The 13250-nt window shown below is 47.3% G+C and carries 13 protein-coding genes; 12 read left to right on the top strand and 1 reads right to left on the bottom strand.

The features are described from left to right. Positions 1 to 33: 33 nt before the first annotated feature. The 9 genes from V4C51_RS15110 to ung all read left to right on the top strand — a co-directional run bounded on the left by V4C51_RS15110 (position 34) and on the right by ung (position 9759). Positions 34 to 762, top strand: a complete 729-nt coding sequence (locus V4C51_RS15110) for a C2H2-type zinc finger protein (protein WP_420797682.1) — start codon at positions 34 to 36, stop codon at positions 760 to 762. Positions 763 to 789: 27 nt separating this feature from the next. Further along, positions 790 to 1548, top strand: coding sequence for a C2H2-type zinc finger protein (locus V4C51_RS15115; RefSeq protein WP_330927012.1), 759 nt, complete (start codon positions 790 to 792; stop codon positions 1546 to 1548). A gap of 392 nt (positions 1549 to 1940) precedes the next feature. After that, positions 1941 to 3039, top strand: a protein-coding gene (gene prfB / locus V4C51_RS15120; RefSeq protein ID WP_330927013.1) for a peptide chain release factor 2 whose coding sequence is annotated in 2 segments (ribosomal slippage) — positions 1941 to 2015 and positions 2017 to 3039 — 1098 coding nt in all. Because the reading frame shifts where the segments join, the coding sequence is not laid out codon by codon here. 207 nt (positions 3040 to 3246) lie between these two features. After that, positions 3247 to 4743: a lysine--tRNA ligase gene (lysS, locus tag V4C51_RS15125; protein ID WP_330927023.1), complete on the top strand. Its 1497-nt coding sequence runs from the start codon at positions 3247 to 3249 to the stop codon at positions 4741 to 4743. Positions 4744 to 5104: 361 nt separating this feature from the next. Continuing rightward, entirely contained in the window at positions 5105 to 6148 is a 1044-nt protein-coding gene (locus tag V4C51_RS15130) for an IS701 family transposase (RefSeq protein WP_420797683.1), read from the top strand. Between the two features lie 174 nt (positions 6149 to 6322). Continuing rightward, a complete protein-coding gene (locus tag V4C51_RS15135; RefSeq protein ID WP_330927014.1) occupies positions 6323 to 6646 on the top strand; it encodes a hypothetical protein in 324 nt (107 codons plus the stop codon). Between the two features lie 288 nt (positions 6647 to 6934). Beyond that, positions 6935 to 7510 carry a hypothetical protein gene (locus V4C51_RS15140; protein WP_330927015.1) on the top strand — a complete coding sequence of 192 codons (576 nt, stop codon included), beginning with the start codon at positions 6935 to 6937 and terminating at the stop codon, positions 7508 to 7510. A gap of 590 nt (positions 7511 to 8100) precedes the next feature. Further along, positions 8101 to 8790 carry a TetR/AcrR family transcriptional regulator gene (locus V4C51_RS15145; RefSeq protein WP_330927016.1) on the top strand — a complete coding sequence of 230 codons (690 nt, stop codon included), beginning with the start codon at positions 8101 to 8103 and terminating at the stop codon, positions 8788 to 8790. 258 nt (positions 8791 to 9048) lie between these two features. Beyond that, entirely contained in the window at positions 9049 to 9759 is a 711-nt protein-coding gene (gene ung / locus V4C51_RS15150) for a uracil-DNA glycosylase (RefSeq protein WP_330927017.1), read from the top strand. Positions 9760 to 9775: 16 nt separating this feature from the next. Here the strand turns inward: ung and V4C51_RS15155 are convergent, their stop codons facing one another. After that, the gene (locus V4C51_RS15155) at positions 9776 to 10339 is read right to left on the bottom strand and encodes a Smr/MutS family protein (RefSeq protein ID WP_330927018.1); all 564 of its coding nucleotides are present in this window, start codon (positions 10337 to 10339) and stop codon (positions 9776 to 9778) included. A gap of 151 nt (positions 10340 to 10490) precedes the next feature. Here V4C51_RS15155 and prmB point away from each other — a divergent pair, with 151 nt between their 5' ends. The 3 genes from prmB to V4C51_RS15170 form a co-directional block, all read left to right on the top strand. Next, complete coding sequence (gene prmB / locus V4C51_RS15160; RefSeq protein ID WP_330927019.1) at positions 10491 to 11447, top strand: 50S ribosomal protein L3 N(5)-glutamine methyltransferase; 957 nt, start codon at positions 10491 to 10493, stop codon at positions 11445 to 11447. 8 nt (positions 11448 to 11455) lie between these two features. Continuing rightward, the gene (aroC, locus tag V4C51_RS15165; protein WP_330927020.1) at positions 11456 to 12550 is read left to right on the top strand and encodes a chorismate synthase; all 1095 of its coding nucleotides are present in this window, start codon (positions 11456 to 11458) and stop codon (positions 12548 to 12550) included. Between the two features lie 351 nt (positions 12551 to 12901). Continuing rightward, positions 12902 to 13250: hypothetical protein (locus V4C51_RS15170; protein WP_330927021.1), on the top strand; the 349-nt coding region annotated here is incomplete at its 3' end.

A 13250-nucleotide genomic window follows, 5' to 3' on the forward strand; every position in this document is an offset into this window, starting at 1 on the left:
CCTTAAAACGCCAGAAATTGACGGTGAAATAGCATGAATGAACATGAGCTTACTTGCAACGTATGCCAAAAAACGTTCAAAAAACAGCAATATCTTACCGAACACATGAAAATACATACTGGTCTGAAACCCTATAAGTGCTCTCATTGTGGTAAGTCTTTTAATCATAATGCAACTCGTAGAAGACACGAAAGAATACACACCGGGGAGACTCCGTATAAGTGTCCTCACTGTGATAGGTCTTTTGCTCAAACTGTTGGCCTCAAAATCCACGTGAGGACGCACACGGGAGAAAAACCTTATCCTTGCGATATCTGTGGAAAGGCTTTTGCCACTGTCAACACGCGTAGAATACACTTAAAAGTCCACTCCAAAGAAAAATCCAGCTCCTTCATTTGCAGCACTTGTAATAAAAGTTCTGTTTATAGCAGCAATATCAAAAGACACATAAAAACACAACACAATGGCGAGGGTGAAGTCCTCACAGCCACATTTACCGAAAAATTAGACGATGGCACTACAGCTACCAGCACAACCCATATATTCAATAGCGACGCGCCTGCTGAAACAACGTCAGTATCTGAAGTAGTATCTGACCATGGCAGCGCGACTGTCGTCGTTCAAGAATCGGTTGATACAGAGGTAACCACTGTTATCCAAAAGGGAAAAAAACCGGTTAGAGTCGTAGAACCCCTGGGGAGAGTACAACCAGAATCAGGGCTTGAACTTTTGGCTAGTGTGGCAGAAGAGATACATCTTTAAAATGCCAAACATTGACGGTGAATTACCATGAATGAACATGAACATGAATATACTTGCAACGTATGCCAAAAAACGTTCAAAAAACAGCGATATCTTACCAGACACGTGGCAGTACATACTGGTCTGAAACCCTATAAGTGCTCTCATTGTGATAAGTCTTTTACTCATTCTACAACTCTTAAAAGACACGAAAGAAGGCACACCGGGGAAACACCGTATGAGTGTCCTCATTGTGATAAGTCTTTTGCTCAACCTGGTGGCCTCAAAATCCACGTGAGAACGCACACGGGAGAAAAACCTTATCCTTGCGATATCTGTGGAAAGGCTTTTGCCGCTGCCAGCACGCGTAACACACACTTAAAAGTCCACGAAGAAAGATCCAGCTCCTTCACTTGCAGCAATTGTAATAAAAATTTTTCTTGTAGAGGCAATGTCACAAGACACATAAGAAAAAAACACAATGGCGTGGGTGAAATCCTCACGGCCACATTTACCGAGAAATTAGACGATGGCACCACAGCTACCAGCACAACCCATATATTCAATAGCGATGAGCCTGCTGAAACAACGTCAGTATCTGAAGTAGTATCTGACCATGGCAGCGCGACTGTCATCGTTCGAAAATCGGTTGATGCAGAGGTAACCACTGTTATCCAAAAGGGAAAAGAACCGGTTAGAGTCGTAGAACCCCTGGGGGGAGTAGAACCCTTGGGGGGAGTACAACCAGAATCAGGGCTTGAACTTTTGGCTACTGTGGCAGCGGAGATATCGATATCTCATCCTTAAAACGCCAAACATTGACGGTGAAATAGCAGACAAATCCAATTTCCAGTAACACCAGACAGTTATTATTCTGTGAACACCTGATACCCATCATTGGACGCTACTATACCAACGCCGCAGCAACCAGGCCCTTTATTTCGACGATTACTATCAACAAGCCATACAGCTTTTGCCCGTTAGCTGTTGCGATAGCTCGCTATTTACTGGCGAAATCAGCCCTTGAGACCCGTTTAACAACGATCGCTGGCAGCTCGCGAAAAAGCAAACCAACGCGTTGGCGTGTGTCAACTATGCTTGACAGTAGCCGCGCCCGAAGGCTTCAGGCACTGCCCTCAAGCTGATTTATCAGGTAGAATGCCTCGATTATTACCATTATTTGCGAGTGAGTTAGCGTCATGCTTGAAGTCAACCCTATCAAGGAGCGAATCAAAGACCTGAGCGCACGCACAGACGTGCTTAGGGGGTATCTTTGACTACGCTAACAAATGTGAGCGGTTACAGGAAGTTGAGCGTGAGATGGAAGACCCGGCTATCTGGAATAATCCTGACAATGCTCAGTCGTTAGGCAAGGAGCGATCGGAGCTCGAAGCGGTGGTGCAGACCATAGACACCCTGACAGAAGGACTCCAGGATGCCGATGAGCTGCTGGTTTTATCGGTAGAAGAAGCCGATGAAGAAGGGCTTCAAGGCGTTATAGAAGAGCTGGACGGACTGTCAGCCAGCCTTGAAGTACTTGAATTTCGTCGTATGTTCTCCGGTGAGATGGACCCGAACAACGCCTATCTCGACATTCAGGCCGGCTCCGGGGGCACAGAGGCCCAGGACTGGGCCAATATGATGCTGAGAATGTACCTGCGTTGGGGCGAAGCCAAGGGATTCAAGTGTGATATTATTGAAGTTTCTGCGGGTGAAGTGGCAGGCATCAAGTCAGCGACAGTGCAATTTTCCGGGGAATATGCTTTTGGCTGGCTGCGCACGGAAAGTGGCGTTCACCGGCTGGTGAGAAAATCGCCCTTTGATTCTGGTAATCGTCGCCATACCTCGTTTGCCTCTGTTTTTGTCTCCCCTGAGATTGACGACAACATCGTGGTGGATATTAACCCGGCTGATTTGCGGATTGATACCTATCGCTCCAGTGGCGCGGGTGGTCAGCACGTAAACACCACTGATTCAGCCATACGAATCACCCACAATCCAACGGGCATTGTGGTGCAGTGCCAGAATCAGCGCTCCCAGCATCAGAATAAGGACAAAGCCATGCGGCAGCTGAAAGCCAAACTGTATGAGCTCGAAATGCAAAAGCGCGGTGCCGAAGCCCAGGCGCTGGAAGATACCAAATCGGACATTGGCTGGGGCAGCCAGATTCGTTCCTATGTTCTGGATGATGCCCGGATTAAAGATTTGCGCACCAGTGTTGAAACCCGCAATACCCAGGCGGTGTTAGACGGTGACCTTGACCGGTTTATTGAAGCCAGCTTGAAAAAAGGGCTATAACGCCCCTTACGCCCCTTAGCGTCCCTCGGGGCTGACCGCAGCCCTGAAAGCAGCTATTGCGCTCCGTCGGGGCAATACTCGGGGCAATAGTGGCTTTATTGGTAGAAAACAGCATACAAGCCAGGTCAAATCTGGTTTTTTTCCAGCAGGTCGGCGTTAAGCTCCTGGCCCTTGATTTTGATGAAAGAATGAAAAATGGATGGACTTATGTCTGATGAAGCATCGGTGACTAACGTTCAGGAAGAAAACCGACTGGTAGCTCAGCGCCGGGAAAAGCTGTCTGCGATTCGCTCTGAAGGTGTTGCCTTCCCGAATAAATTCCGCCGTAACGCCCTGGCAGGTGATTTGCGGGACACCTACAAAGATGCCAGCAAAGAAAGCCTGCTGGAAGCAGGTCACCAGGTGAGTGTGGCAGGGCGAATTATGCTCAACCGGGGCGCCTTCATGGAACTCCAGGATATGTCCGGGCGTATCCAGCTTTACGTCAACCGCAAGGTTTTGCCAAAAGAGCAGTTAAAAGCCATCAAGACCTGGGATCTGGGTGACATTGTTGGCGTGAAAGGCACAGTTCACCGCTCTGGCAAGGGTGATCTTTACGTGGACATGACAAGCGCGCGGCTACTGACTAAATCACTTCGTCCACTGCCTGAAAAACACAAAGGGCTGACGGATACGGAAATGCGCTATCGTCAGCGCTACGTTGACTTAATTACCAGTGAGCAATCACGCGAGGTATTCCTTACCCGCTCAAAAATCGTGGACGGCATTCGCGCTTACTTCCGCAAGCAGGATTTCATGGAAGTAGAAACGCCCATGTTACAGGTCATTCCCGGTGGTGCTACAGCCCGCCCGTTTGTGACTCACCACAATGCGCTGGCTATCGATATGTATCTGCGTATTGCCCCTGAGCTGTACCTGAAGCGTGTCGTTGTGGGTGGTTTTGAACGGGTGTTTGAAATTAACCGGAATTTCCGTAATGAAGGACTTTCCACCCGTCATAACCCTGAGTTTACTATGCTGGAGTTTTACCAGGCGTACGCCGACTACAACGACATGATGGATCATACCGAAGCCATGTTAAAAGCCCTGGCTGACGATGTAATGGGTAAAACGACGTTTGAGTATCAAGGGCAAACCATTAATTTCGGTAAGCCCTTTGCCCGGATGTCTGTGTTTGAATCTATTTTGCGCTTTAACCCCGATCTGGACGCAGCGGATATCGATAATCGTGAGTCGGCCTGCCAGGTGGCAGAAACACTTGATATCGAAGTAAAAGGCACCTGGGGGTTGGGTAAGATCCAGATTGAGATCTTTGAAAAAACCGTTGAGCGCCGTCTGCTGAACCCAACGTTCATCACCGATTACCCGACAGAAGTGTCTCCCCTTTCACGCCGTAATGATGAAAACCCTTTTGTGACCGAGCGTTTTGAATTTTTTGTGGCCGGTCGTGAAATAGCCAATGGCTTCTCAGAGTTGAATGACCCTGAAGACCAGGCAGAGCGTTTCCGACAACAGGTGGCGGAGAAAGACGCCGGTGATGATGAAGCCATGCACTTCGATGCGGATTATATCAATGCCCTGGAATACGGCTTACCACCCACTGCCGGTGAAGGCATTGGTATCGACCGGCTGGTTATGCTGTTTACCGACGCTCCGTCCATTCGGGATGTTTTATTATTTCCCCATATGCGGCCTCAGGCGTAAATAAAACTGACTTGCAAGCTGTTCATAATCTTTTGTGAAAAACGACAACTGACACTGTGAACAGCTTCTATGGAAAAACTAGGCGATACCCATAAAACGGGTATTCAACCTATACAAGATCTGCGTGTTTGATCCACGGCTACAACATGATTACCATGGCAAAATTGGCTCAATGTGTAATTTAAGTGGTCTGATTATGGGTTATAGAGATGACTTTTATATTCCTGAAAATATCACCGGTTACACTGGCAGCGCTATGTCAAACCCGACGGTCTATTTTGAATACCATAGAACTTACGCATTGACAGCAGGTTGAAAAAACTGCTAAATCAGCCATATGCAAAAGTAAACAGATTTTGTCGTGCGTAGGAAGATAACCAGACCCACAACAGCGAAGTGTGACCTCGCTAAATACACAGGTTTTTTATTGTGTGAACCCAAGTCTGCCACATGCACCCGCTTTAGCGATTTAGGTGACGTATCACACGACAGCGTTAACCGCTTCCTTCAACGAGAGCAATTTGCTCCTAAAGACCTTTTTATGAAAGCAGCCGTTAAACTCATCCTCGAAGGCGGCACTTTGTCTGTTGACGATACGGTACTGGACAAGCCTTATAGCCGTTACATGGCTTACGTGGGCTACTACTATTCAGGAAAGCACCATAAAGCAGTTAAGGGTATAAACCTCATTACGCTCTATTACACAGATATCAACGGCTACAGCCAGCCTGTCAATTATCGTCTTTACGATCCATCTGAAGGTAAGTCGAAAAATGAGTATTTTATCGACATGCTTCAGGAGGTGCTTGCATGGGGACTAAAACCTGCCTTTGTTACGGGTGACTCGTGGTATAGCAGTACTGCAAACCTGAAGGCCGTAAAAAACAACGGTCTGGGCTTTATGTTTGCTGTCAAAAGCAACCGGACTGTTTCTATCCTAAAGGGTCAGTATCAACAAGTGCATAGCCTTGAAGTCCCCGAAGAGGGGATAACCGTATGGCTACGTGACTTTGGGTTTGTGCGACTTTATCGGACGTGGCTAAAAAACGAGCCGCGCCATTACGTTGTTTACACTCCTGATGCAGAACCGGAGACGTTATCGAAATCATTCTTTGACAGGCTACACAGCCATCATTGGTATATTGAGGAGTATCATAGGGCGCTGAAGCAGCTGTGTAACATTGAGCGTTTTCAGGTGCGAGGAAAGCAGCAAATCAATAACCATATATTTGCGGCTATCTTTGGGTATACCTGCTTACAGGTCATGAAAGTGTCAGAGTCAATAACGAGTATTTACAGCGTGAGAAAAGATGCCCTCAAAGAAGCCACTTGGGAGTTTATAAAGGACTTCTCAGAGGGAAAAGACTGGTTAAGGCCATTTTTTGTCGGTGCTGTCAATGCGTAAGTTCTATACCAGTGTTTTTTTGGGCGTATAACGCAACATTATCACAGGGCCGACAATATTGGTCGCTCTCTTGTTGGCTGTTCGAATGATCATTATATTGCCAATTATTCCAAAGCAATAACTGACCCGGAGATTTTGAGGGAGCTTTATCTCAATAAAGCAGAGTATGGTGGTATGTTTGAATTTTATAACGGGGCTATCCAGCATATCAGCAGAACCTCCTTTACCCCTATAAAAAAAGGCCATTCACAAATAAGGTCATCCCTCTCTTTAGCGATATACGCCTTCCCAAACATGAAATTTAAAAGCATTAAGGATTGTATTAATTTATACCTTAATTCTCGTAAAGATAATGACTATTTTTTTAATTGGGTAAAGCCTAATTTCGCGTACAACACGCTCGAAGCGTTAAAGCGTGATATCAGTAAAGCCTGTGGAGAAAAGGATATGCGATCAAAGGATATGAAAGCATTTTTAGACCGCCATAGTTCTTTTTAGTTATAGCGTGTCTGCTCTTAACTGCCATGGCAAAAACGGCAGAATACCCGTAAAACGGATCTTTAGTAAGAGCCTGATAATAACTTCCCAGTTTTGCCCTTCGGGCTGAGCCTGTCGAAGCTCGCTGCCACCACCCTGAACTCTTCGGCAAGCGCGGAGTTCAGGGTGAACGAAAATCGGGAAGTTATTTTTAGACTGCTCCTTAGCCTATGCAGGATCTACGTATTTGAACACGATCGGGTAATGACTACCATGGCAAAAAAAAACTGGTAGGAAATTTGAGTAACAATGGGCTATAGAGATGACTTTTATATTCCTGAAAATATCATCGGCTACACTGGCAGTCCCAGGTCATGCCCGACGGTCTATTTCAAATCTCAGTTTTTTTTTGGACGTATTACCCAATACTTTTCCGATCCTGAGAACATTGGTCGTTGTCTTATTTGCTGTTCAAATGATTACTATATTACCAATTATTCCAGAGTGATAACCGACCCAGCCGTTTTAAACATGCTCGATCCGATAACAATAAAGTATGGTAATATGTTTGAATTTTACAACGGAAAGGTAAGGCACACCAGCAGAGCTCCCTTTGTCCCTATAAAAGACGGCAATTCACCACTGAGATCACACCTGTCTCTAGCGATATACGCCTTCCCAAAAATGAAATTAAGAAGTATCAAGGAGTGTATTTGCTTATACCGTTCCTGTCTTAACGATAAAAACTACTTTACTTCCAAGGTAAAGCCCAATTACGGGTACAAAGCGCTGGCAGAGTTAAAATGTGAAATAGATAAAGCCTGTGGAGGGAATGATATGGGATTGAAGGATATGGAAGAATTTTTAAACAACACCCTGTTATAGTGATAGGACAATATCAAGTGAAATGCTGATTTGAACGGGAAATGAGTGACTGAAAATCGGGATCGTACAACCGCTTCACCAGAATCAGTCTGCTATTCCAGCCCCTGTCTAAAATGGCGAGATGACCATGACCAGCCCATTGCCGGGCTTTTCTCTGAGTACCACCGTACACTTTACCCCCGAGTGACGCCCTGAGGCAGGTGCTTTATTCTGTCTTTATCGGTCAGATTTCCACTCTCAAGGCTGAAGCCTCTTCCTTTCACGACGTCCCATGGCGTCAGCCAATGCCCCGTGGCCCAGGAGCCTGATACCGATTTTCAGTGACTCATTTTCCCCTTTAAATCACCCTTTCCCTTAAAATTGCCCCTCCCCACAGAGCCTTATATTTTGTCCTCTGGTGATTCACTGGCAGCTTTAATTTCGGCTGCTATTTTTTTAACCCCTCTTTTATAACGCTGTTATAAATCCATTTTTATAATTTCTACTCGCTGACTGGCAGAGTGATCAGTAACTGCTAACTTGTAGATTGGTGTTCTATATGAAAAATAAAACCTTCATCGTAAATAATTTTTAGACGAAAGGCAGCTTTTATGGAAGTAACAAAAGATTCCTCATCTGTAGTCGATTTGAAATATCAGGGGCGCGAAGCCCGCCGGGCGAACAGTAAGCAACGTCGTCGGAAAATTTTAGAAGCCGCTCTGAGAATTGTTGTGCGTGAGGGTGTCAGGGGCGTTCGCCATCGCGCTGTCGCCAAAGAGGCCGAAGTCCCCCTTTCCGCGACAACCTATTACTTTAAGGATATTACAGATCTGATTAGCGATGCGTTTACTTTATTCGTGGAAATGGGCGTAGAAGCATTCAGTGACTTCTGGCAAGATTCCGAATCACAACTACAAGCTGCCGCCAATAGCCTGGATAACACCGATGAAGCCAGGGAAGCCTTTGTTAACAATATGACAGAGTTAGCGGTAGGCTATGTTCAGGCACAGTTGGAGCATCACCGTGATTTGATTATTGTTGAACGTTGTTTCCAAATCGAATGTATTCGAAATGATAACCTCCGCCCAATTGCCTACCGTCACCAACGGTGTTTCCTTGAAAGCCTTGAGAATTTTTTTGAGCAGATGGGTTCCGCGCAACCCGCCATTGACGCGCGTCTGTTTGCCAGCATCATCAATCAGGTTGAATACGATGCCCTTGTCAGGGAAAAGCCTGTAGATTTCAAGCTTGCCAGGGTTCTGTTAAGGCGTCAGGTTGAACTGATGCTCGGTAGTTCATGACTCTCAGAAGCTGTCTTACTACGTCATACCGCTGCTTTGGGCTGTGATAAACAGGTCTAAAAAGCCGATTTTGTTCGTTAATTAACGGGCTACTCGCCCCCTCAAAATCGACTTTTTATCTTCCATTTCTCTTTACCCTCACTGAACCCGGACTTTCAGGCTGCCTCTGAGCGTTTTTTGGGTCTTTTCAGGTCTTCTCAGGTCTTTTTGGGCACTGTTGAAGAGGGTATAATCCTGCTGAGATAACAGGAGACCCCCATGGTGGATATCAGGCTGGAACCGTCTTGGAAACTGCATCTTCAGGATGAATTCACAAAAGAGTACATGTGGGAGCTCAAACAATTTCTACTCAATGAAAAAGCCGCGGGAAAAGTCCTGTATCCAAAAGGTAGTGAGTATTTTCATGCCCTTGACCTGACCCCTTTTGATCAGGTCAAGGTGGTGATACTTGGGCAGGACCCCTACCATGGTCCGGGTCAGGCACATGGTTTATCCTTCTCTGTTCGGCCCGGTGTGCGCATTCCGCCTTCGCTGTTAAATATGTATAAAGAACTGCACAGCGATCTGAACATTCCTCCGGCCAACCATGGCTCCCTGGAAAGCTGGGCAAAGCAGGGGGTGTTACTGCTCAACAGCGTGCTCACTGTGGAGCATAAAAAAGCCGCTTCACATCAGGGGCAGGGCTGGGAACAGTTCACCGATCGCATCATCGCGGAACTGAATGAAAAACGTAAACATATCGTCTTTATTCTCTGGGGAAGCTACGCGCAAAAGAAAGGGCGGTTTATTGATCAAGACTGTCATTGTGTCCTGACATCTGTGCACCCATCGCCACTATCCGCCCATCGCGGTTTTTTTGGCAGTAAGCCTTTTTCAAAAGCCAATGCCTATCTTGTCAGCAAAGGCATTGAGCCTGTTGACTGGTCCCTGTCCCTGGGAGTTGTGCCCTGCCCGGAGGTTACCAGCTGAAGGAAATGGAGCTTAGCTACCGCCTTTTAATCAGAACCAGTACGGAACCAGTCCCCCCTTCAGATGCCGGTGCCGTGCAAAAGGCAAGGACTGAAGGAATCTGTTTAAGCCAATGATTAATATGACTTTTTAAGGTTACGCTTCGATCAGGGCTGCGATGGGCTTTACCATGGATGATACGGACACATACAAAACCCTGCCGCTGGCAAAAATGGAGAAACTCGGCGGTAGTCTCTCTTGCCTCTTCAATACTATAACCATGAAGATCGAGCTGAAACTGTATAGGAAGAGTCCCCATTCTCAGTTGTCTCAGTCGGGTATGCTGGATACCTGTCCGGGCAAAGTGAATCCACTGGTCAGGACCAACAGGCTCCACCCAGGCGTCAGAAAGGGCAGCGCCACCTGTCGTCCGTCCGGCACGTTGTGCCGCCGCTCGTCGTGCCTGATAAGTAGCTGCTGGTAATGGCCTTTCCTTGGGAGAGCGCTGATGCGTTTTTGTACTTTTTAACGGCCTGACGTCTTCCATGGCTTCCCGAAATAGCCGGGATGAATCATCGTCATCATTATCAGCGTTTGACATTGTTGGGCATACCTGTTTTCTAAGTAAATGCACAGATTAGTGAGCAGATACTCCAGATGAGTGAAATAGTATGCTATTTTAACCCGTTCCGGGTTCTGTTGACACAAAGGAGACAGAAAGCCTGTTTTATTATCTGTTTCGGACGAAGACAATGACCGATCCCAAACAACCCTGTGAAGGGTTGAAAACCGTTAGAGACTTTATTCGCTGGGGTGCGAGCCGCTTCAGTGAGGCGGGCTTGTTTTTTGGTCATGGTAGCGACAACGCCCTGGATGAAAGCCTTCATCTGGTGTTTCAGGTGCTGAGTCTTCCCTGGAACTTGCCGGATGATTATCTTGATGCCCGCCTGAGTATTAGCGAACGGGAAAAGGTTGGGCAGCTAATTGAGCAACGTGTCAGTGAACGCAAACCCCTGGCTTATTTATTAAACCAGGCCTGGTTCTGCGGTGAACCCTATTACGTTGACGAGCGGGTTCTGGTTCCCCGCTCCCCCATTGCGGAGTTGATTAATAATGAATTTCTGCCATGGCTGGAAGGTACTCCCGTCCATCGCATCCTGGATTTGTGCACTGGCTCCGGGTGTATAGGATTGGCTGCTGCCCATGCTTTTCCAAAAGCGTCGGTAGATCTGCTGGACATCTCAGAGGATGCCCTGGAGGTGGCAATGATTAATATTGACCGCCACGAATTATGGGGACGGGTACAAACCCTGCGTTCTGATCTGTTTGATGCTCTGGAGAATACCACAGAAAAGCCCCGCTATGACTTGATTCTCAGTAATCCGCCGTACGTGGATGAAGACGATATGTCTGACATGCCGGATGAATTTCACTATGAGCCTGGCCTGGGGCTGGCAGCTGGTTGCGATGGGTTGGATTTTTCCCGTGTAATACTGGCCAGGGCGGCGGATTATTTATCAGAGAATGGTTTATTGGTAGTAGAGGTTGGCAACAGCCAGTGGGCGCTAAAGGAGGCCTATCCTGAGGTACCGTTTATCTGGCCAGAATTTGAAGCGGGCGGTCATGGCGTGCTGATCTTGCCAGCCGCTGATTGCCGTGAATATCAGAAAGTATTCAGACACCGTATAAAAAACAGCAGTCACGCCTGAGGTTATTTATGGCTGGAAACAGTATTGGCCAATTGTTCAAAGTGACCACCTTTGGTGAGTCCCACGGCATTGCGCTAGGTTGCGTTGTTGATGGCTGCCCGCCGGGTATCGCGTTAACAGAAGCTGATCTGCAAAAAGATCTCGATCGCCGTAAGCCCGGCACATCAAAATACACCACGCAACGAAAAGAGCCCGACAAGGTAACCATTCTTTCAGGTGTGTTTGAGGGGAAAACCACCGGAACCCCCATTGGTTTATTGATTGAAAATACCGATCAGCGATCCCGGGATTATTCGGCGATAAAAGATATTTTTCGCCCCGGCCACGCAGACTATACCTATATGCATAAATACGGATTCAGGGATTACCGTGGTGGTGGCCGCTCATCGGCGCGGGAAACCGCCATGCGTGTTGCCGCCGGTGCCATCGCCAGGAAATGTCTGGCAATGCGAGGCATTAAAATACAAGGCTATTTATCGCAGCTTGGCACCATCAAGACTGAAAAAATGGACTGGAACGAAGTCCATAACAACCCGTTCTTTTCACCCGATGCTGATAAAGTCCCTGCCATGGAGCAACTGATTGACAGCCTCCGTCGTGAAGGCAACTCCGTTGGCGCAAAAATTTCTGTTATGGCAACAGGGGTGCCCCCCGGTCTCGGTGAGCCGGTCTTTGACCGCATTGATGCTGACCTTGCCCATGCGCTGATGAGTATCAATGCCGTTAAAGGGGTTGAAATCGGTGACGGTTTCAACAGCGTGACGCAAAAGGGCACGGAACATCGTGATGAAATGACGCCTGAAGGTTTTTTGTCGAACCATGCCGGTGGCACGTTGGGCGGGATTACCTCCGGGCAGGACTTGATTGCCCACATTGCCCTGAAGCCCACCTCCAGTATGACGGCACCGGGCCGTTCAATCAATGTACAGGGTGATCCTGTGGAAGTGGTTACCAAAGGTCGTCATGACCCCTGTGTCGGTATTCGGGCAACACCCATCGCTGAGGCCATGGTGGCCATTGTGTTGATGGATCATTTTATGCGCCATCGGGCTCAAAATGCGGATGTCGTCTCCAAAGTGCCTTTTATACCCGCTATTAGCTGATCATGCCCCTCTGCTAAGGGAAATAGCAGAGGGCTTTCAGACAGATGACAGTCGTTGTTCATTTATCAAGTAAAACGACACCAGCGCTTTATTCTCGAAAAGAAGCGATATTACCCGGCGGGGAAGTTTTTAAGACTGGTTCTAAGTGACGGGCGACGATTGTTTGTTCGATGAATCCCCAAAACGCGCCCTGTCCCTCGGGCACTCGGCTTATTAGTGACACATTAAAATCACGCACCCGGACATCTCACCGTTTAATAGTGGAAAGGCTACAGATCTGAGCGACTGGGCAGATAATATTAGTATTTTGTAAATTCATACAGCCACTGATTAATAAAAAGAGATTACCACATGAAAGTGAGCTTAAGTTTGACCCATGCGTGTAAGCACAGCTGGAATAAACATGAAAAGAGTAACACGTTGTTCAGAGCTGCCCATGTCACCGGTGCTTTTTTTCAGGCATTGTTTGGGCGATATAAAGTCACGGTTCATGAAGTGTCTCCCTCTCTTTTGAAGAACCCTACTGGTCATGATAACAAGTACCCCGCGAAAGAGTTGGAAGGAAGACACATATCACCGCCTGAAAAACCTGTGCACGCTTCTTTTTATGACAACACGCAATCAGACACGCCAGCTACGCCAAACAGGCCACCCCATGATTTTGACCCTATTGCGGAACACCCCCTAGCCCCGCCCCGAG

It is taken from the genome of Candidatus Sororendozoicomonas aggregata (genome assembly GCF_031528575.1).
Lineage (GTDB): Bacteria > Pseudomonadota > Gammaproteobacteria > Pseudomonadales > Endozoicomonadaceae > Endonucleibacter > Endonucleibacter aggregata.

Bases quoted from the DNA above. Each gene is read 5' to 3' on its own strand.
- V4C51_RS15110 (WP_420797682.1), top strand. From the start codon at position 34: ATGAATGAACATGAGCTTACTTGCAACGTATGCCAAAAAACGTTCAAA.
- V4C51_RS15115 (WP_330927012.1), top strand. From the start codon at position 790: ATGAATGAACATGAACATGAATATACTTGCAACGTATGCCAAAAAACG.
- lysS (WP_330927023.1), top strand. From the start codon at position 3,247: ATGTCTGATGAAGCATCGGTGACTAACGTTCAGGAAGAAAACCGACTG.
- V4C51_RS15135 (WP_330927014.1), top strand. From the start codon at position 6,323: ATGTTTGAATTTTATAACGGGGCTATCCAGCATATCAGCAGAACCTCC.
- V4C51_RS15140 (WP_330927015.1), top strand. From the start codon at position 6,935: ATGGGCTATAGAGATGACTTTTATATTCCTGAAAATATCATCGGCTAC.
- V4C51_RS15145 (WP_330927016.1), top strand. From the start codon at position 8,101: ATGGAAGTAACAAAAGATTCCTCATCTGTAGTCGATTTGAAATATCAG.
- ung (WP_330927017.1), top strand. From the start codon at position 9,049: ATGGTGGATATCAGGCTGGAACCGTCTTGGAAACTGCATCTTCAGGAT.
- V4C51_RS15155 (WP_330927018.1), bottom strand. From the start codon at position 10,339: ATGTCAAACGCTGATAATGATGACGATGATTCATCCCGGCTATTTCGG.
- prmB (WP_330927019.1), top strand. From the start codon at position 10,491: ATGACCGATCCCAAACAACCCTGTGAAGGGTTGAAAACCGTTAGAGAC.
- aroC (WP_330927020.1), top strand. From the start codon at position 11,456: ATGGCTGGAAACAGTATTGGCCAATTGTTCAAAGTGACCACCTTTGGT.